This is a genomic window from Rhizobium sp. 10PS4 (assembly GCF_032464805.1).
Classification (GTDB): Bacteria; Pseudomonadota; Alphaproteobacteria; order Rhizobiales; family Rhizobiaceae; genus Rhizobium; species Rhizobium laguerreae.
The window spans coordinates 234,101-251,433 of record NZ_JAWDIW010000014.1; the positions used below are offsets into that span (position 1 = coordinate 234,101).

A 17,333-nucleotide genomic window follows, 5' to 3' on the forward strand; every position below is an offset into this window, starting at 1 on the left:
GGTTTGAAACCTCGGCGCGGAACACTTGCTAAATCTGGTGCTCAGTTCCGAAATCAAACTTGTTGGAAACTGGACGGATAGCCCGCCTTCTCAATGGCAGTTTTGATCGCGGCGGGGTCGCTCCTCGTTTCAACCTTGGCGGTCCTGGCCGCAAGATCGATGCTGGCGGAGGCTTCCGGATCGGCAGTCTTGATCGCCTTCTCCACGGTGCTTGCGCAGTGGCCGCAGGTCATGTTCTGAATTTCGAATTCGTACATCGTGGTCTCCAAGTGGTTTGACCGCCCCCATGTAGGGCTTCCAACCATGGGAGGGTCAAGACCGATCACGCAAAGAAATGCGTCGTTTTGAAAGCTCCCGATACAGGGCTTCCGGCGAGACGCCGATATCGTCGGCCAGCGCCTTCCATTCTCCTTTCGCTGGCAGCCCGCCGTCGTTCCATGCGAGCCAGGATTCAAGACGAGCGGCGACGGTCTTCAGGCTGCCGATCTCCGCTCGCTTCCTCGTCTGCTGTAGCTGGCTGGAAAGGTAGCACGCCCAGCCTTCGGCGAAGTCCGAATTGCTGTGCAGGACGCGTCTGATCAATTTGACCGGTACCGCGGTCACGTTCACGTCGCTCACGGCAACGCCGTCGCAATGGTAGACGCTCGAGAAGACCGAAGCTTCCGCGAGGATCAGTCCCGGCGACGCCCGCTGCAGCACCGCGACGTTGCCATCCGCCTGATGCCGAAGGAGATGAACGACCCCTGCCTCCACGAGATACAGGTTTTCCACGTCGTCGCCTTGGTTGAAGAGGTCCTGGCCGGCGCCGAACGTTTTTCTTCTGGTCGAGAGGCCGCGAATGTAATCAATGAGGGTGGACATGATCTCGATCATGTTCGCTACGACGACGACAAGCAATAGTGCGGTCCCATCCCCAACTGGAACGCGATCGATGAAATCCCTGCTCGTCAGCTTTACATTCGCCGTTCTCTCGACACAGACATTGGCCGAGGGAGCGCATCACGCGACATCCCCATATGCGCAGGAGGCGGCGCGGGATATCAAGTCCTTGTCGGAAACGGACGTCGACGAACTGACCAGAGGGGGCGGGTGGGGCTTTGCCAAGCCGGCGGAGCTCAACGGTTACCCCGGTCCCTCGCATGTGCTTCAGATGAAGGACCGACTAGGCCTGACGGACGATCAGCTCCTGAAGGTGCAGGAGGTTTTCGACCTCATGCAGGCTCGGGCATCGGAAGAGGGAAAGGTCTTCGTCGAGGCCGAGCGGGAGCTCGACGCGGCGTTCAGAAGCAGGACCATTACCGAATCCGCCCTTCGCGACCTGGTTGCCACTGCAGAGGCGAGCCGGTCACGGCTGAGGTTCATTCACCTTGCGGCGCATCTCGAGATGACCCGGCTTCTCGACGCTCGCCAGATCGCCGCCTATGGCAAGCACCGCGGTTACTGGAAATAGACCGTCGGGGACGGCAGCAGGCGAGATGGCCGCCTCGACGCCGCTTCTAGCCACGCAAGAGCGCGTGAAGCACGATGGCTGCGAGGAAGGCGATGACAACGGCCGCCGCGATCACCGCGACCTGGCGGTTGGCCTTTTGGGAGCTCGCGACTGGAAAGTAGCGCCTTCGCGTTGACCGAAAAGGCGAAGTTCACCATTATGACGCCGCCGAAGCAGAGAAGACTCTGCGCAGGAACGAGTCGATGCGCCTACTGATCAACGTCCTTGTCGCGACCATGATGCTGCTGGGTTCGCTTGCCGCGCCCTGCATCGCCGCGCCTGCAGATCACGGCCATGCCGGCCCGGCCGTCGTCAGCGTTCCCGCGACCTCCGACGGACACCATCGCGGTGACGGCCGATCTGTTTCGGGATCGCACTGCCAGCAGGACGGCATCGTCGCACAAGCTCCAGACGTCCGTTGTTCGCAGTCAGATCGCGTCGCGTTTGGCGTCTTCGCGACAGTCGCCTTTGCGGGCGTTCTTGAACCCGTCGAGCAGCGTCCTCCCATCGCTTCTGTCTGAATCCGTTCGTTCGAATCCAGGCCAAAAGGGAAGGGCATGACCTTGCGCATGTCTATGTTTGCAAGCCACGTCAGTAGTTTAACTTCATTGCTGAACAACTTGAATCAAATCGACCGGGTGCGGCAGCAGCTTTGCGGGGTGGCGCTCGCCGTCTTTGCCGTGGTCCTGAGCGGCTGCGTTCAATCGCTTGACGATCTCGGCGTGGCTTCGCACGACATACCGCCGAAGCTGCTGGCCGGCATGCAGGCCAAGGGAATGAAGCAGGAGATCCGGTCCTCGTCCGCATCTTCAAGATGGAAAGCGAGCTGGAGATCTGGAAGGTTGACGGCAGCGGAAGGTATGCGCTGCTCAAGGTCTATCCGATGTGCCGCTGGTCCGGAAAGCTAGGTCCCAAGACCAAGACCGGAGACCGACAGGCGCCCGAAGGATTCTACCGCGTTTCCATGGGAGGCCTCAATCCGAAATCACAGTTCTATCTTTCCTTCAACCTCGGCTATCCCAACCGCCTGGAAGCGGCCCTTGGCTATTCCGGCGAAGCTCTCATGGTACATGGCGCCTGCTCGTCGTCGGGCTGTTTTGCGCTGACAGATCAGGGCGTAGGTGAAATCTACGCGGTGGTCGAGAAGGCCTTGAAAGGCGGGCAGCAGGCGTTCCAGGTCCAGGCCTACCCGTTCCGCATGACGCCGCAGAACCTGGCGGCACATCGCGGCGATCCGAATGTCGCCTTCTGGAAGAACCTCAAGGAGGGCTACGACATCTTCGATGTTCGCCGTCGCGAGCCGAGGGTCGCCGTCTGCGGCAGGAAGTACGTCTTCGACGCCGAATTCAAGGACGGCGACCCCGCCGATCCGCTCGCAGCATGTCCGGAGCGCGTCGATCGATCCGACCCCGCAGTCGCCGCGAAGGCGTCCGCCGACGATCGGAAATACCAGGAGCTGGCCGCAAAAAGATTCACGCCGCTCGCGTACCAGGACGGTGGCATGCATCCGAGCTTCCGTGCGCTCCTTGAAGAAAACGGCGACGTCAAGCTCGCGGAGAAGGTCTCCGTCATCAAGTATCCGATCAGCCGCCCAGTTGCGGCGCTGGCCGATCCGTTCGAAGGAAGCAAGTGACGATCCCGTGGCGGATCGTGACGTTGCCCACGTTCTGTATGGACACGAAAGCGAGGACGCCATGCGAATGATACTAGCGGCGATCGGGATGGCGTTCGCCACTGCGGCCCACGCGCATCATGCGCCGTCGGGCTTCACCTACGAGCCCTATTGCTGCAACGGAGACGGTGATAACGGCGACTGCCAGCGCATCTCATCGAAGACCGTCCATCACCGCGAGGAAGGGTACGAAGTGACACTCCTGCCGGGCGACCACAGGCTGGCGACGCGCAGACACGTCTTTCTGATTCCACAGGCGCAGACCAGGGAGTCGCCGGACGGCTCCTATCACCTCTGCCTGTTTCCCAACGAAGACACGGTACGTTGCTTCTATGCGCCGCCGATGGGCTTCTGAACTAGCGCAGGACGTCGAACCGATGGCCCGGAATGGCGGTTCATGAGCCACCCGGCCGTGGCCGATGATGTCTGCGCCATCCGTATCGGGTCATGCCGCGCGGCTTGTACACCGACAGCGCCGTCGTCACGAGCAATACGACGAGTCCTCCAGCGGCATGGATGACGAGCGAGCGCCGAAGATCGAGTTGGTCCGAGTTCGACATGGTCGATTCAAGTGACGCAACTCCCAGGTAGACTATCCCCTTCACCTGCAGCAGCAAAACGACGACGACGAGAAGGTTCAGCAGGAATTTCACCAGGACCCAGTAATGTCGGAACAAGCCCCATGTAGTTCCCAGCGACTGGACAAGGCCGGAGAGAAACGAGGCCATGACCAGAGGGACGATGACGACGCGCGCGATCACGTCCGCAGCGACGTAAGTGCTCCGCACCAACCGGTCGTCCTGACCGGCTAGTCCGATGATGGCGAGCGCAAGGAAGGCGGCGACTGCCCCGAGCGAGCCGACCGAGGAGACGACATGGACGACGAGAGCGACCTTTCGAATGCCCTGCGGCATGATCATGGCGGGTCGCCTCCGTTCGGCGCCTGGCGTCCCGTGTCGGCAAGCGGGAGGTGACGGCCAGGCCCATGTTGTCCGCCAATACCGGATATCATCAGAACGGCTGCCAGCAATATCGCCACCGCAAGGACGACTCCGGAGATCTTCACCCAACGTGGCATGCCGGGGTAGGCGGGTTCGTCAACCATCGTCGTTCGCATCCTGCCGCAGAATTCGCTGTCGCTCGCCTTCAATTCGATTGAAGAAGCTGAACATCATGTCTGATAACAGGGTAGTGTGTTCATTCATGTCAACGTCCGACCGGACACGAGCGCCCGATCATGGACAATCGCCTCGATTTGACCGGGAAAAAGCGATGGGAACAGCGAAGCACAGGATCGACCGCCGAGTCGCCCGCACCAGGGCGGCGCTGCATCGGGCTCTGATTTCCCTGATCCTGGAAAAGGGCTACGATCTGATCACGGTCGAGGAGATCTGCCATGCGGCGAACGTCGGACGATCGACATTCTATCTCCACTACACCGGCAAGGATGACCTTAAACAGCACGGACTTGACGGATTGAGGAGGCAGCTTGCGGAAGCCGCCGCTCGCGCCGGGCGGGGAGGCACGTTCGGCTTCAGCTTGCCGATGTTCGAACATGCCCACGATCACATCGATCTCTACCGGGCGCTGGCAGGCAGTCGAGGAGGCACGGTAGCGCTCGGCACGATTCGTCAGATACTTTCCGATCTCGTGCGCGATGACCTTGCGGCGAACTCCGGCAAGCATATCTCCAACGCCATACCCCGCGAACTCGTGGTCCAATACGTCGTCGGCGCCTTTATGGCGGCGCTCACCTGGTGGCTGGACGGAGGCGCAACCCTGCCGCCGCATCGCATAGACGCGATGTTTCGTCGCCTGATGTCGGAGGGAGCAATGCAGGCGCGCCCTTGAGGTGCGGGACAGGCGAGGGACAAGCGAATTGCGTGTTCGTGTGGGCGAGGTTACCGCTTACGAAGCTCCTCTATCGTTGGAAGTTGGCGTGCGTGGGTGCCGGCACGTCCCAATTGCTAGAGATCCTCTTGTCGACCACCAGTCGTTTCCACGCCGGAGCCTGTGTGGCTTAGCCCATCTTCATGTGCAGGCCCGGGTAGGTTTCAGGGGTTCCTTGACGTAGATCAAGGAAGGACGCCTCCGCCAGGCGCATTGTTGGCTTGTCCAGCTTTCTGCATATGCGACCTGGCCGGAGGATCCTTCAATGGCGAACACAAGCTTGCATGTTTCTTCGGTGAAATCCCCGGCGACACCGGCCCATGTTTCGGTCCCGGTGCTGGGTGCGACGCTCGCCGCCTTCGTCTCCATCTCGTTCCTGCTTTGCATGCTGCTCGGCTTCGCCGGGCCGGAATGGGGTCTTCACAGGCCGTGGCTGCAGTTCTATCTCGGGCTCACGGGTTTCGATCTTCGAAGTGTCGCCCTGGGATTCCTTCAAAGCGTCATCTTCGGTGGCTATGCAGGAGCATCGATCGCTACGATCTTCAACTTCGTCAGCCGCCGCTTCGGCTGAGCAGGGGAGTGGAGCCGTGCACATCGCCGACAGCCGCAGGTCCATATCGGTGAACGCAGTGCTGGCCTTCCTGGTCGCGGTCGCGCTTCTGCTTGCGCCCGCGGCGGGCGTGCAGGCGATGCAGTGCCTTGAGCATCCGTCCCACGAACAGTTCGGGCTCCAGCAGTCCATCTTGCCGGCGATTGACGCCCACGCCTCGGTTCATGGCCCTCAGACGTCCGACCACATCGGCTGCTGCGCCCTCCAATGCGGCTTCTGCGTCGTCCTCACCCGCACGGAGGGGACGGCAACTCCCGCAGCTACGGCTTCCTTCCTCAATTTCGCATGGGGCGACCAGACCCGCAGTGGCATGACGGTTCCGCCGGCGCTCGGTCCTCCTCGTCGCCCGGTCTGAGGAAGCCGGAGGCCGCCTTGTTTGCGGCAACCGGTCGCTTCGACGGATGTCCTCCCGGACATCCCAGACCAATGGTTGGCTCTGCCGATCCGAAATAGGACCACTACAATGAAACGTCGTAACTTCCTCAATGGCCTGATGGTCGGCGCAGCCGCGCTCGGCACATCGTTTGCCCTTCCTCCCCTGCGCACCTGGGCTCAGGTCGCCGCCGCCACCTCTCCTGCGCCACGCGGCTTGTCCGTCGGCTATCGGACCATCGACGTCATGGGCAGATCTGCCCGAGTCTTCGGCTTGGTTCAACCGGATGGCAGACCGGGCCTTGAGGTGGAGGCTGGAACCGACTTCGACCTCTCGCTATCGAGCGCCATCGACGAGCCGACGCTGATCCATTGGCACGGGCTGACGCCGCCATGGGCGGACGATGGCGTGCCCGGCAATCCGGCAGCGCTTCTCAAGCCGATGGAAACCCGTCGCTACACCTTTCCGGCCGGCGCAGGCGGCACGCACTGGATGCACGCTCATACGCTCCAGGAGCAGAATCTGCTCGCCGCGCCGCTGATCGTCAGGACTGCGGACGAACTCAAGCGGGACGAGCAGGACGTCGTCGTCCTGCTGCACGACTTCTCTTTCAAATCGCCGGAGGAACTGCTGGCGAAGTTGAAGGGGAAAGCCGCGTCCGGCGCCATGCCGATGGACCATAGCGCTATGTCGGGCATCAACGGCATGCAGCATATGATGTCAGGCAACGGCATGGCGGGTATGGCGGCGCCGGGAATGCCGGCCATGGACCTCAACGATATCGACTATGACGCCTATCTCGCCAACGACCGCACGTTCGACGATCCGGAGATCGTGACGGTCGAGAAGGGCGGCCGCGTCCGCCTCCGTATCATAAACGGCGCGACGGCGACCGCATTCACCATCGACACCGGCCGCCTTTCCGGAGAGCTGATCGCGGTCGACGGTCAGGGTGTCGAACCGGTTTACGGGTCTAACTTCCCGGTCGCCATGGGCCAGCGCGTCGACATTCGTGTGAACCTGCCCATGGAGGGTGGTGCCTTCCCCGTCCTTGCCATTCGGGAAGGGGCCGTCGAGCGCGCAGGCGTGATCCTGGCCACTACGGGGGCAGACGTCCGCAGGGTTCAGGTCGCGGGCGATGCGAAGGGGCCGGTTCTCGGGCTCGACCTGGAGCAGCGGCTGCGACCCGTCGCCCCCATTGCCACCCGGACGGTGGACCGCCGCTTCAGACTTTCGCTGACGGGCGACATGGCCGCCTACAGTTGGAGCATCGACGGTGCGGACGGTCTCGTCGTCAAGCGTGGCGAGCGCGTCGAAGTGGCGATCAGCAACGCGTCGATGATGGCGCATCCGATGCACCTGCACGGGCACCATTTCCAGGTGATTGGCATCAACGGGACACCGGTAGCGGGTGCGGTCAGGGACACCGTCCTGCTGCCGCCGATGACGAACGTCGTCCTGGCCTTCGACGCCGATAATCCCGGTCGCTGGCCGCTCCATTGCCATCATCTCTACCACATGGCGACGGGCATGATGGCCTACGTCACTTACGACGGCATCGGCTGACGCGGTCCCCGGAATGCGAAGCCTTCTCTGCAATTTTTAGAACGAGGTCATTCTCATGAACGACAATCATCCTCCGTCGGCCTGGAGCACCTATACCAGGACCGTCTTCATCGCCTTCGCCGCAATCGCGCTGGTACTTATCACCTACGAGCATCGCGTGCATGTCCTCGGCATCCTGCCGTGGCTCCTCATCCTCGCCTGCCCGCTGATGCATCTGTTCATGCACCACGGGCACGGTGGACATTCCGGCCACGACCATGCCGGCCATGGGACCGGCGCAGCCCTGCCGAAGAAGGAGACCGACGATGTCTGACACCTCCGCCTACGGGCTCTGGAGCCTCGTGATCATCAATTCCTTGGTGTTCATCGTCTTCGCAGCGAGTTTCACGAAGCTCGATACAAAGCGGGATTGGCGTTCGCTCGGCGCCTTCTCAGCTTTCGTCGTCGCCCTCTTCACCGAGATGTACGGCTTTCCGCTGACCATCTATCTCCTGTCCGGTTGGCTCGGGCGACAGTTTCCCGGCATCGATTTCTGGTCGCACGACGCCGGGCACTTGCTGGAGATGATGTTCGGCTGGCGCGTCAATCCGCATGTCGGTCCGTTCCATCTCCTGAGCAACATCCTGATCGTTGGCGGCTTCTGGCTGCTCGCCTTGAGTTGGCACGTTCTCTATGCGGCCCAGCGCGACCACCGCTTGGCGACCACCGGCCCATACGCACGCGTGCGGCACCCGCAGTACGACGCCTTCGTCGTCATCATGTTCGGCTTTCTGCTACAGTGGCCGACCCTCGTGACGCTCGCCATGTTCCCCGTTCTGGTCTGGTTCTACGTGAGGCTGGCAAAGCGGGAGGAGGAGGCCTCGCGCGCCGAGTTCGGAGCTGCATGGGACGCCTATGCCCGAACGGTTCCGAGGTTTCTTCCTAGGTTCGGGCGTGGAACGGACGCCGCGGGAAGCCGGCGCGGAGGAGCGGTCCATGACTGACCAGAACATCCATCAGGGCCACGCCCATGGCGGCCACCATCATCAGCAAGAGCGGCGGCCGCCGACGCCAATGGCTACCGCCGCTGAAGCTCCGGAAGGCGTCATCTATACCTGCCCGATGCACCCGCAAATCAGGCAGGTCGGCCCCGGCACCTGTCCCATTTGCGGTATGACGCTGGAGCCAGAGGTCACGACCGCGGCGACCGGGCCGAGCGTCGAACTCATCGACATGACGCGACGGTTCTGGATAGGATTGGCCCTGTCGCTCCCCGTCCTCGTTCTGGAGATGGGCGGCCATCTCACCAACCTGCACATGGTGCTCGGTGCGCAGCTCTCGAACTGGATCCAGCTCGCGCTTGCGACGCCCGTGGTTCTGTGGGCCGGGTGGCCGTTCTTCGAACGGGCCTGGGCCTCGCTCGTCAACCGAAGCCTCAACATGTTCACGCTGATCGCCATGGGAACGGGCGTCGCCTGGATCTACAGCGTCGTCGCCACCGCGGCGCCCGACATCTTTCCCGCCACCTTCCGCGCCGCCGACGGCTCGGTCGCGATCTACTTCGAGGCGGCCGCGGTCATCACCGTCCTGGTGCTGCTCGGCCAGGTTCTCGAACTCCGTGCGAGGGAGCAGACCGGCGGCGCCATCCGGGCGCTACTCGACCTGGCGCCGAAGAGCGCCCGCCGGATCAAGGACGACGGTTCGGACGAGGACGTCGGGCTGGACGCCGTCGCGGTCGGCGACCGTCTGCGCGTCCGGCCGGGCGAAAAGGTTCCGGTCGACGGGGAATTGCTGGAGGGGCGCAGCTCCGTCGACGAATCCATGATCACCGGCGAATCCATGCCGGTCACCAAGGATGCCGGCGCCAAACTGATCGGCGGCACGATGAACCAGAGCGGGGGCTTCGTCATGCGGGCCGGCAAAGTCGGGCGCGACACGATGCTCTCGCAGATCGTCCGCATGGTCGCCGAGGCCCAGCGTTCGCGCGCTCCGATCCAGCGGCTGGCCGACCAAGTATCGGGCTGGTTCGTCCCGGCGGTAATCCTGATCGCGGTCGCAGCCTTTGTCGCCTGGGGCGTCTGGGGGCCGGACCCGCGCTTCGCCCACGGCCTCGTCGCTGCCGTAGCCGTTCTGATCATTGCCTGCCCATGCGCTCTCGGCCTGGCGACGCCGATGTCGATCATGGTGGGCGTCGGGCGCGGTGCTCGAATGGGCGTCCTCATCAAGAACGCGGAGGCGCTGGAACGCTTCGAAAGGATCGACACTCTGGTGGTCGATAAGACCGGCACGCTCACGGAAGGGAGGCCGAAGGTAATCGCGTTGAAGGTCGTCCAGGGATTCGACGAAGCTGAGCTCCTGAGGCTGGCCGCCACGCTCGAGCGTGCCAGCGAACACCCCCTTGCCGCGGCCATTGTCGCCGCCGCCAAGGACAGGGGCCTTGCCTTGAGCGAGGCCCGCGAGTTCGACAGTCCGGTCGGCAAGGGCGTTACCGGCACGGTCGACGGTCGGAAGCTGGTCATCGGCAGCCATCGGATCATGGCGGAGGCAGGCGTCGATCTCTCGACCCTGGTCGCCGAGGCGGAGGCTCTGCGCGGCGAAGGAGCGACCGTGATCTACGTCGCCATCGACGGCGAGGTGGGCGGTCTTGTCGCGATCGCCGACCCGATCAAGGCGACGACGCCCGAAGCTCTGCGTTCGCTCAGGAAGGAGAATATCCGCGTCGTCATGCTGACCGGAGACAACAGGACTACGGCGGAGGCGGTGGCACGCCGGCTTGGCATCGACGAGGTCGAGGCGGAGATCCTGCCGGAAGACAAAGGCAAGATGGTTGCGAGACTTCGAAGCGAAGGCCGCGTCGTTGCGATGGCCGGGGACGGGGTCAACGACGCCCCGGCCCTTGCCGCCGCCGACGTTGGCATCGCCATGGGCACGGGAACAGATGTCGCGATCCAAAGTGCCGGGGTGACCCTGCTGAAGGGAGATCTGCAGGGCATTGCCAGGGCGCGCAAGCTCAGCCATGCCACGATGAGCAACATCCGCCAGAACCTGTTCTTCGCGTTCATCTATAACGCGGCCGGCGTGCCCGTCGCGGCCGGCGTGCTCTATCCGGCCTTGGGGTTACTTCTCTCACCGATCATCGCGGCCGCCGCCATGGCCCTGTCGTCGGTCAGCGTGATCGGCAACTCGTTGCGGCTGCGACGCTCGTCGATCGACTAGGTGGCCCGGCGGGTTCTTCCGCCGGATCATGACGTTCCCAAATGCTCGTCCTGCACGAAATACGGCGTGCAGGACGAGCCGAAGAAATAGCTAAAGGAGAGACGACGTGAAAATGAAGAGATTACCACAAATGACACTGCTGGCCGCGCTGGTTGCGTTCGGCGCAGCAGGTTTCGCGCTTGCACAGACGAATGATTCCGACCCGCACCATCCCGCAGACGCGTCGCAGGCAGCCTCGCCGTCCGGAACGAATGGCATGGCTGGGCAGGGCCAGGGAGCGATGCCTGGCGGGGGGATGGGGCGGAGTATGATGCAATCGGGCATGATGGGAAGCATGCCGACCATGGGCATGCGAGGGCACATGATGAAGATCATGGTTGCAATCGCCGACACGGACGGAGACGGCGCGTTGTCCTTCGAGGAGGTGACCGCGATCCACAAGCGGATATTCGACGCGGTCGACGCGAACAAGGACGGCAAGGTCACGCCCGACGAGATGCAGGCGTTCATGCGGCAATAGGTGCTTGGCTATGACAAGAATTGGCGGCAAGGCTTTCGACCGCTGCGAACTCGGTTGTTCTGTCGGTACCTTCCGCCAATCGGCCTCGGACTTTCCATCGTCGAGACCTCGGAGCTCTCCCGCCAACTTTCCGAGACGCTGCTGTTCGGAAGCGGCCGTCCCCTCGTGCTGCTTCCTGCCACCAGCGTCTGCTCTCATATAGACACGATCGCCGTTGCCTGGGACGGCAGCGCCACCGCAGCGCGCGCCCTGTCCTGCGCCCGCTTTTTCATCGAGCGCGCGACCAGGTGCAGGTCATCTCGATCACCGACGACAAGGAGATCGACGAGGCGAACCGCGCGCTACTGATCTCTTCTTTGAAGCACGCGGGATTGGAGGTGGAAGACGTATCGATCCAGGCAGGCGGCGAGACCGCGACCGCCACCATCCAATCGGCCGCGCTGGAACGAAAGGCGGACCTATTGGTCGCGGGCGGGTTCGGCCATTCGTGGCTTCGCGAGTTCATCCTCGGCGGCGGAGCCTGGTGATCTCCACGCGCCAGATTTCAGGCCCTTGCTCCAGATATTCCCAGGAAAACTTGCCAGGCAGCGCGGTTTCGAGCTGGTACTGGAGAGGGCGCGGCTCGTAACCGCTCGTGATGTGCAGCACGCCGCCCGGCGTCAGGGTGTGAAGCGTTCCGAAAATCTTCGGATGACGTTCGCCGGGATGCAGGGTCCGCACATCGACGTGCGAGACTTCGCTTGCTTGAGTTTGCGCCTCAGACATGTGACTCGAATTCCTTTCGATCGCCGCTTTCTGTCTATGATGGAGCGGCTGCTCGCCCCGATCGGTCCTAAAGATACGCGGCAGATGCCCAGCGAACTTTGACAGCGAGCAAACACCGGAAGGTTTCAGACAATCTGCGATCGCGTTCATTGACTTATGACAAGGAAAGGCTCCCTGCCGACGGTCATAAGGGGGCACGATCTAATCCAGAGACAAGAAGATGTCGAATGCACTTGTGGTCAAATACGGCGAAGCTCGCCTGCCACGTTACACGAGCTATCCGACCGCCCCCGCATTCGCAGCCGCGGTCGGTCCCGACGATTATGCGCTGGCTCTTCGGGGCGCTGGAAAGGGCGAGCCGGCGTCCTTGTACCTGCACGTCCCTTTCTGCCGGTCGATGTGCTGGTATTGCGGCTGTCACACCACGATCACCAAGCAAGACGCGCCGATCCTCGACTACCTCGACGTCATGAGCAGGGAGATCGAACTCGTCGCTAAAGCCGCCGGCGATAGCATTCCCGTCAAGAACCTTCACTTCGGCGGCGGAACGCCGACGATCATGAAGCCGCACGAATTCGCGGCGTTGATGAAGACGCTGAGGACCTGGTTCGCGTTTGAACAGGACGCCAGCGTGGCGGTCGAGATTGACCCCAGAACCCTCGACAACGAAATGATCGTCGCACTGGGCGAGAATGGCGTGGATCGAGCCAGTCTCGGCGTGCAAAGCTTCGACCCGGTCGTTCAAAAGGCCATCAACCGGATACAGACGTTCAACCAGACGAAGGCTGCGGTCGCAGGATTGCGGGTCTATGGCGTCAAGAGCACGAACTTCGATCTTATCTACGGGCTTCCCTACCAGACGGTCGATTCCTGCGTCGAGACGGTGCAGATGGCCATCGAACTTCGTCCGGAAAGGTTCGCAGTCTTCGGCTATGCTCACGTTCCTGCGTTCAAGAAGCATCAGCGGCTCATCGACGAGGCGGCACTTGCCGGCGCGGCCGAGCGCAACGAACAGGCTGAGGCGATAGCTGAAGAACTCGTTGCAGCCGGATATGTCCGCATCGGTCTCGACCATTTCGCGCTTCCGGAGGACGAACTGGCCATCGCGTCCGTGGGAGGGAAGCTTCACAGGAATTTCCAGGGCTACACTACGGACGACTGCGAGACCCTGATCGGACTTGGCGCGTCGTCGATCGGGCGCCTTGCCTCTGGCTACTATCAGAATCACGTGGCGATTGGTCGATACGCCGAGATGGTGTCGTCCGGCGTCCTTCCGACGGCGAAAGGCTACCTTCTGACGAAGGAGGACAAGCTGCGCGCCAGGGTCATCGAACGGTTGATGTGCGATTTCGAGGTCGATCTCGCCAGCCTCAGCCACGAGGCGGGGCACGAAGAAGGATTTCTCCTGGAGCGAAACGAACGCCTTGCCGATCTCATCGCCGACGGCGTGGCGACCGTATCCGATGGTCGCGTCACGGTGGCCAAGGACTCGCGCTTCATGGTGCGCGCAGTCGCGGCCGCGTTCGACGCGTACTTTGGTGCGCTGGGCAGGACACATAGCAAAGCTGCGTGATTGGCGCGTATCGAAGCGCTGCGGAAGTCTTCGACGACTATTCAATAATCGATCGGCACGATTGCGACGAGTTTCCCGTCCTCGGACGTGATTTCAAATTGCTGCGGATGCCGTAAGCTGCCCGTATCGGGACGGATCCGCAAGCCGCCCACAAGGGCGGCGGAAATGGCGGTCTCGATGTCCGGGAGAATACAGCCGCTGTGATCGCGGATCAGATCCTGTTCAGATCGGATGTTGAAGAAGAAGCGGCGGCAGCATGTGGTCGACATTGGAGAATTCATCTCAAAAGACGACGGAAGAAGCCGTCGGCGAATGAACCACTACATTTCTCCGAAGTTCCTCGCATTGATCTGCATCACCTGCTGCGTTGCGACGCTGCAGCGTCATGCGGTCAGATTCCGATAGATCGCAGGTAGCGCGCTCGGCAGCCTTGCGATGTTCGAGACGAGCGCGTGGCCCTGACGTCCCCGAATATGGCGGGAAGATAATCTTGCGCGTTCCGATCGACGGTCACGGCAAAGACTGCCTGACCCCGACCTCTCGCTTCGATGACGGCGCGCTTGCAGTCTTTCAGAGCGAGCCGGCCTTCATAGTGGTCGACGTCGTTCGGCTTGCCGTCGGTCAGAATCATCAGCAGCCGATTGCGAGCGCCCTGCTTGTCAAGCTGGTGCGAGACGTGCCGAATCGCCGCGCCCATGCGGGTGTAGTAGCCAGGCCTGAGGCTGGCGATGCGGCAAGCGACTGTCGGCGAGAACTTCTCATCGAACCGCTTGATGGTGTCGACGCGAATCCAGTCCTGCGACGGGACGTGAATGTCTGGACGGAGAACCTGTCTCCACAGGCGTCAAGACCACGGGAAAGCACGTCGAGAGCCTGCATCTCCACGTCAAGAACCCTTCGATTATCGACCCAGGAATCGGTCGACAGCGAGACGTCGACGAGTATCGTGGTCGCAAGTTCGTGCGCGGCCGGCCGAGCGCACTCGTATATGTGGTCGTTCGGCTCGCCGGTGGCGCGAAGATCGATACGCGAGCGGACGACGGCGTCCATGTCGAGATCGTTTCCATCCAACTGCGCGCGTCGGACTTCGCGTTTCGGGCGCAGGTTTTCGAACTGCTTCTTGACCTTGCGGACGACGGATTGATCTGTCGCCAAAGTCATGTGTTTGACGTCGGGAGCAGTACCCACTATGACGCGGCAATGATCCTCCAGGTATTCGTTCTTGCAAAAATCCATTCGGGATAGACAAGTTCGCCTTGGATGCGGGACGCGTCGATCGCCTCGGGAGAGAGGTCGAGATCGAAATGGAACTTGGACTTCGGCCGTTCCTTCGTCTCGCTTAGATGTTTGATCCCAGGCTTTGATGGGGCATCCTTGTCTTCCGAATCAAGGGATGCGCTATGGGCCAGGTTCTTCATGGGAGCGCCACGACGACAGAGGCAGTCCGTCGAGCGATACAACATAGTCAAGAGAGCCTGAGAACGCTTTCGAAGCGTTACGGGATCAATCAGAAGACCGTCGCCAAGTGGCGGAAGCGGTCCTCGGTTGCGGACCTTCCGACCGGCCCGAAAGAGCCGAGAGGGAAGATTGTCACGATCGGATGACTGGATCTCCGTCCGTCCTCTGAAGTCTGGCCAGAGAGGGAGGGAAAGCATCGGCAGATAACCAGCGGGGCGGCGGCGATGGCGGGTCGGGCGAGCGGAAATTCGTGTTCGAGCGGGAACGACAAGGCGGTCATCGCAAACATCTCGACGCGGGACTGATCAGCGGGAGCCTGCCGCGCTTTCGGCAGGAAGTCAGCGCGTGGGCGAGGCGCACGTATCGGTCGGCCATGCCTGGAAATGTCTTGACCAGAAGCCGCGAGTTCCATCGGCCGGCTTCGACGCGGCGATGTCCGCGAGCGCGGCGTCGGAAGGCGTATCCTGCGCGACGGTCTCGAAGCCTGTTACGGCCAGCTCATGTCCTGGTGCGATCTTCTCGAAGCGATCGCGGACTTTCTTCCATGTCATCTCGACGAGCGGCCCTGCGACACCATGACGAACGGGCTCGTCCCACTTCTGCAGACGACGCACTGAATCGAAGAGCAGGTCCTGTCGACCGGACTCTCCTACATCATGACTGAGGCGGAGCGCGCCGATGCGGAGGAGCACCGACATCTGGAGCGCATCAGCGATCTTGCCGGAGCTCAAGAGGTCGTCGACATCCTTCTCCGACGGCTCTTCTGGAATTCTGCGGAGCACCGTGGACGGTTGCCACGTACATGGTGGCCGGCAGGGGCCACGCCCGACCGGGCGCCTGATCTGCATCAACGCCCCGGTTTCATCCCTGATGTTTGATGCCGCTGGCAAAAAGGAGGTAGAATTGATGTATTCAAACGACATCATCCCGATCGGCGCCGACGTGCTATCGACCGCGGTGCGAACCCACCTGCAGATGGAACTGGGACTGACGCATCAGGACGTGAAGGCTACCGTCTCGCAAGGCGTGGTCACGTTGCGCGGAAAACTCGGAGATGCGACAAGACGCGAGGCTGCGAGAGTCTCCGCGGAAAGCGTGAGTGGCGTCCGGAGGGTGATCAACGACATCTCGATGGCCTATCACATGGCAGGGCGGGCAAGCAGAGCTTGAACCGACGCGCGCCTTTCCGCGACAAGACCTCGAACGGGCCGATCCACGGACAGCCAGTTTGAGCGAGATCAAAGACCTATCCGCCCGGTCTGGCAATCTCGATTCAAAGTTCCGTGAAGGCGCGGATCGGCCTTCGAAGGAGCGGGTATGGGCACGCAAGCTGCAAAAGAGCGGCTGGAGATCATAAAGAGCGATCTGGGACGCCGGATGTCGGCCACAGACGCCGATCTATCTGTACCTCTCGAACACGACTGCGAGGAACGCGACTCAGGTCGAGAACGACGAAGTCTTTGGGGGTATGCAAGTCGAAGGCGTCGATCGGATTGCAGCGGTGGATGCAGCGTTCCTGCGCATCGAAAGTGGCATCTACGGGGCATTGCATGGAGTGTGAATCTGGAATCGGGGCCGAACGCCTGAAGGCCATGCCCTACACGACATTCTGAATAGAGTGCGCACGTTCTTACGCTGATCAGGGCGCGCGCCGGACGAAGTCGATCGAAAGGGGTCTAGCTATGTCTCTGCACCTTCGCGAGCTCACCCAGGGCGAATGTTATGAGGTACTCGAGCACGCACGCTTCGGGCATCTTGCGTGCTGCAGAAATGGCCAGCCCTACGTGGCGGCCGTCTACTTCGCCTTCTCCGGAAACATGGCGTACAGCTTCACGATGCCCGGCAAGAAGCTGAGCTGGATGCGGGAGAACGAGAAGGTCTGTCTCCACGTCGAGCAGCAGTCGAACACGAGAGGCTGGACGAGCGTCGTCGTGGACGGCGTCTTCGAGGAGTTCCCGGACAACGACTTGTGGCGAAGCGAAAGGATACGCGCATGGTCTCTGCTTCAAGCGCAGCCCGACTGGTGGGAAGTCGGCTCCCTGAAGCCGAGCGATCTGCCTACGCTATTCGAACCCCCTCACGTGTTCTTCGGTATCCTCGTCCACACAGTTTCCGGTCGTCGGGCGAGCAGAGAAGATTAGCGCCGGGGCCTTCGCGGTCCAGAAAATGAGTCAAGCAATCCATTTTTGGACCGCCCGCCCACCGAGCTTAGCCCTGACAGG

The 17,333-nt window shown here is 61.9% G+C and carries 21 protein-coding genes and 4 pseudogenes; 17 read left to right on the forward strand and 8 right to left on the reverse strand.

The annotated features are described in order from the left end of the window. Window positions 1–53: 53 nt before the first annotated feature. Both RWJ89_RS26165 and RWJ89_RS26170 read right to left on the reverse strand, forming a co-directional pair. On the reverse strand, window positions 54–257 hold the full coding sequence (locus RWJ89_RS26165) for a heavy-metal-associated domain-containing protein (protein WP_131664367.1): 204 nt from the start codon (window positions 255–257) through the stop codon (window positions 54–56). A gap of 55 nt (window positions 258–312) precedes the next feature. Further along, a complete protein-coding gene (locus tag RWJ89_RS26170; RefSeq protein ID WP_245503878.1) occupies window positions 313–897 on the reverse strand; it encodes a Crp/Fnr family transcriptional regulator in 585 nt (194 codons plus the stop codon). Between the two features lie 34 nt (window positions 898–931). On the opposite strand from RWJ89_RS26170, the gene RWJ89_RS26175 reads away from it, so the two are divergent. The 4 genes and pseudogenes from RWJ89_RS26175 (at window position 932) to RWJ89_RS26190 (ending at window position 3,516) form a co-directional block, all read left to right on the forward strand. After that, a complete protein-coding gene (locus RWJ89_RS26175) occupies window positions 932–1,450 on the forward strand; it encodes a Spy/CpxP family protein refolding chaperone (protein WP_246644673.1) in 519 nt (172 codons plus the stop codon). Between the two features lie 242 nt (window positions 1,451–1,692). Next, the gene (locus RWJ89_RS26180) at window positions 1,693–2,010 is read left to right on the forward strand and encodes a hypothetical protein (RefSeq protein WP_131664366.1); all 318 of its coding nucleotides are present in this window, start codon (window positions 1,693–1,695) and stop codon (window positions 2,008–2,010) included. Between the two features lie 36 nt (window positions 2,011–2,046). Next, a pseudogene (locus RWJ89_RS26185) lies at window positions 2,047–3,122 on the forward strand (hypothetical protein). Between the two features lie 61 nt (window positions 3,123–3,183). Further along, entirely contained in the window at window positions 3,184–3,516 is a 333-nt protein-coding gene (locus tag RWJ89_RS26190; protein WP_168323975.1) for a hypothetical protein, read from the forward strand. A 40-nt stretch (window positions 3,517–3,556) separates the two neighbouring features. Here RWJ89_RS26190 and RWJ89_RS26195 read toward each other — a convergent pair whose 3' ends face one another. Then, complete coding sequence (locus RWJ89_RS26195; protein WP_131664363.1) at window positions 3,557–4,081, reverse strand: hypothetical protein; 525 nt, start codon at window positions 4,079–4,081, stop codon at window positions 3,557–3,559. After that, window positions 4,078–4,266 carry a hypothetical protein gene (locus RWJ89_RS26200; protein ID WP_131664362.1) on the reverse strand — a complete coding sequence of 63 codons (189 nt, stop codon included), beginning with the start codon at window positions 4,264–4,266 and terminating at the stop codon, window positions 4,078–4,080. The genes RWJ89_RS26195 and RWJ89_RS26200 overlap by 4 nt, the downstream gene beginning before the upstream one ends. Window positions 4,267–4,433: 167 nt before the next feature. On the opposite strand from RWJ89_RS26200, the gene RWJ89_RS26205 reads away from it, so the two are divergent. From RWJ89_RS26205 to RWJ89_RS26245, 9 genes and pseudogenes are all read left to right on the forward strand, one after another. Then, window positions 4,434–5,012, forward strand: coding sequence for a TetR/AcrR family transcriptional regulator (locus tag RWJ89_RS26205; protein WP_221999726.1), 579 nt, complete (start codon window positions 4,434–4,436; stop codon window positions 5,010–5,012). 304 nt (window positions 5,013–5,316) lie between these two features. After that, on the forward strand, window positions 5,317–5,622 hold the full coding sequence (locus tag RWJ89_RS26210; protein ID WP_131664360.1) for a hypothetical protein: 306 nt from the start codon (window positions 5,317–5,319) through the stop codon (window positions 5,620–5,622). Window positions 5,623–5,671: 49 nt separating this feature from the next. Further along, the gene (locus RWJ89_RS26215; RefSeq protein WP_312887278.1) at window positions 5,672–6,016 is read left to right on the forward strand and encodes a hypothetical protein; all 345 of its coding nucleotides are present in this window, start codon (window positions 5,672–5,674) and stop codon (window positions 6,014–6,016) included. Between the two features lie 108 nt (window positions 6,017–6,124). Continuing rightward, window positions 6,125–7,600: a multicopper oxidase family protein gene (locus tag RWJ89_RS26220; protein WP_316031684.1), complete on the forward strand. Its 1,476-nt coding sequence runs from the start codon at window positions 6,125–6,127 to the stop codon at window positions 7,598–7,600. 55 nt (window positions 7,601–7,655) lie between these two features. Further along, window positions 7,656–7,913 carry a DUF2933 domain-containing protein gene (locus RWJ89_RS26225; RefSeq protein ID WP_131664358.1) on the forward strand — a complete coding sequence of 86 codons (258 nt, stop codon included), beginning with the start codon at window positions 7,656–7,658 and terminating at the stop codon, window positions 7,911–7,913. Beyond that, window positions 7,906–8,583 (forward strand): methyltransferase family protein, encoded by a 678-nt coding sequence (locus RWJ89_RS26230; RefSeq protein WP_221999724.1) that lies wholly within the window; start codon window positions 7,906–7,908, stop codon window positions 8,581–8,583. Before RWJ89_RS26225 ends, RWJ89_RS26230 begins: the two co-directional genes overlap by 8 nt. Next, window positions 8,576–10,795 (forward strand): copper-transporting P-type ATPase, encoded by a 2,220-nt coding sequence (locus RWJ89_RS26235; protein ID WP_316031685.1) that lies wholly within the window; start codon window positions 8,576–8,578, stop codon window positions 10,793–10,795. The genes RWJ89_RS26230 and RWJ89_RS26235 overlap by 8 nt, the downstream gene beginning before the upstream one ends. Window positions 10,796–10,901: 106 nt before the next feature. After that, window positions 10,902–11,315: an EF-hand domain-containing protein gene (locus RWJ89_RS26240; protein ID WP_131664355.1), complete on the forward strand. Its 414-nt coding sequence runs from the start codon at window positions 10,902–10,904 to the stop codon at window positions 11,313–11,315. A 90-nt stretch (window positions 11,316–11,405) separates the two neighbouring features. Then, window positions 11,406–11,842 (forward strand): annotated as a pseudogene (locus tag RWJ89_RS26245) (universal stress protein); the annotation flags it as partial. Here RWJ89_RS26245 and RWJ89_RS26250 read toward each other — a convergent pair. After that, window positions 11,817–12,080, reverse strand: coding sequence for a DUF2249 domain-containing protein (locus RWJ89_RS26250; RefSeq protein ID WP_131664354.1), 264 nt, complete (start codon window positions 12,078–12,080; stop codon window positions 11,817–11,819). The pseudogene RWJ89_RS26245 and the gene RWJ89_RS26250 overlap by 26 nt on opposite strands. Before the next feature lie 220 nt (window positions 12,081–12,300). On the opposite strand from RWJ89_RS26250, the gene hemN reads away from it, so the two are divergent. Continuing rightward, complete coding sequence (gene hemN / locus RWJ89_RS26255) at window positions 12,301–13,653, forward strand: oxygen-independent coproporphyrinogen III oxidase (RefSeq protein WP_131664353.1); 1,353 nt, start codon at window positions 12,301–12,303, stop codon at window positions 13,651–13,653. A 41-nt stretch (window positions 13,654–13,694) separates the two neighbouring features. Here the strand turns inward: hemN and RWJ89_RS26260 are convergent, their stop codons facing one another. Continuing rightward, a complete protein-coding gene (locus RWJ89_RS26260; protein WP_131664352.1) occupies window positions 13,695–13,922 on the reverse strand; it encodes a DUF6894 family protein in 228 nt (75 codons plus the stop codon). A gap of 114 nt (window positions 13,923–14,036) precedes the next feature. Then, window positions 14,037–15,041: pseudogene (locus tag RWJ89_RS33270) on the reverse strand (nitric oxide reductase activation protein NorD); the annotation flags it as partial. 12 nt (window positions 15,042–15,053) lie between these two features. Between RWJ89_RS33270 and RWJ89_RS26275 the strand changes: the two are divergent. Further along, window positions 15,054–15,248, forward strand: a pseudogene (locus tag RWJ89_RS26275) (IS481 family transposase); the annotation flags it as partial. Window positions 15,249–15,449: 201 nt separating this feature from the next. On the opposite strand, the gene RWJ89_RS26280 reads toward RWJ89_RS26275, so the two are convergent. Then, window positions 15,450–15,842, reverse strand: coding sequence for a hypothetical protein (locus RWJ89_RS26280; RefSeq protein ID WP_131664350.1), 393 nt, complete (start codon window positions 15,840–15,842; stop codon window positions 15,450–15,452). 175 nt (window positions 15,843–16,017) lie between these two features. Here RWJ89_RS26280 and RWJ89_RS26285 point away from each other — a divergent pair, with 175 nt between their 5' ends. Further along, a complete protein-coding gene (locus RWJ89_RS26285; protein WP_131664349.1) occupies window positions 16,018–16,281 on the forward strand; it encodes a BON domain-containing protein in 264 nt (87 codons plus the stop codon). Window positions 16,282–16,793: 512 nt separating this feature from the next. Then, entirely contained in the window at window positions 16,794–17,252 is a 459-nt protein-coding gene (locus RWJ89_RS26290; RefSeq protein ID WP_131664348.1) for a pyridoxamine 5'-phosphate oxidase family protein, read from the forward strand. Window positions 17,253–17,333: the final 81 nt, after the last annotated feature.

Excerpts from the sequence above, each read along its gene's own strand:
- RWJ89_RS26165 (WP_131664367.1), bottom strand. The coding sequence starts at position 257 with ATGTACGAATTCGAAATTCAGAACATGACCTGCGGCCACTGCGCAAGC.
- RWJ89_RS26175 (WP_246644673.1), top strand. The coding sequence starts at position 932 with ATGAAATCCCTGCTCGTCAGCTTTACATTCGCCGTTCTCTCGACACAG.
- RWJ89_RS26180 (WP_131664366.1), top strand. The coding sequence starts at position 1,693 with ATGCGCCTACTGATCAACGTCCTTGTCGCGACCATGATGCTGCTGGGT.
- RWJ89_RS26190 (WP_168323975.1), top strand. The coding sequence starts at position 3,184 with ATGCGAATGATACTAGCGGCGATCGGGATGGCGTTCGCCACTGCGGCC.
- RWJ89_RS26195 (WP_131664363.1), bottom strand. The coding sequence starts at position 4,081 with ATGATCATGCCGCAGGGCATTCGAAAGGTCGCTCTCGTCGTCCATGTC.
- RWJ89_RS26200 (WP_131664362.1), bottom strand. The coding sequence starts at position 4,266 with ATGGTTGACGAACCCGCCTACCCCGGCATGCCACGTTGGGTGAAGATC.
- RWJ89_RS26205 (WP_221999726.1), top strand. The coding sequence starts at position 4,434 with ATGGGAACAGCGAAGCACAGGATCGACCGCCGAGTCGCCCGCACCAGG.
- RWJ89_RS26210 (WP_131664360.1), top strand. The coding sequence starts at position 5,317 with ATGGCGAACACAAGCTTGCATGTTTCTTCGGTGAAATCCCCGGCGACA.
- RWJ89_RS26220 (WP_316031684.1), top strand. The coding sequence starts at position 6,125 with ATGAAACGTCGTAACTTCCTCAATGGCCTGATGGTCGGCGCAGCCGCG.
- RWJ89_RS26225 (WP_131664358.1), top strand. The coding sequence starts at position 7,656 with ATGAACGACAATCATCCTCCGTCGGCCTGGAGCACCTATACCAGGACC.
- RWJ89_RS26230 (WP_221999724.1), top strand. The coding sequence starts at position 7,906 with ATGTCTGACACCTCCGCCTACGGGCTCTGGAGCCTCGTGATCATCAAT.
- RWJ89_RS26235 (WP_316031685.1), top strand. The coding sequence starts at position 8,576 with ATGACTGACCAGAACATCCATCAGGGCCACGCCCATGGCGGCCACCAT.
- RWJ89_RS26250 (WP_131664354.1), bottom strand. The coding sequence starts at position 12,080 with ATGTCTGAGGCGCAAACTCAAGCAAGCGAAGTCTCGCACGTCGATGTG.
- hemN (WP_131664353.1), top strand. The coding sequence starts at position 12,301 with ATGTCGAATGCACTTGTGGTCAAATACGGCGAAGCTCGCCTGCCACGT.
- RWJ89_RS26260 (WP_131664352.1), bottom strand. The coding sequence starts at position 13,922 with ATGTCGACCACATGCTGCCGCCGCTTCTTCTTCAACATCCGATCTGAA.
- RWJ89_RS26285 (WP_131664349.1), top strand. The coding sequence starts at position 16,018 with ATGTATTCAAACGACATCATCCCGATCGGCGCCGACGTGCTATCGACC.
- RWJ89_RS26290 (WP_131664348.1), top strand. The coding sequence starts at position 16,794 with ATGTCTCTGCACCTTCGCGAGCTCACCCAGGGCGAATGTTATGAGGTA.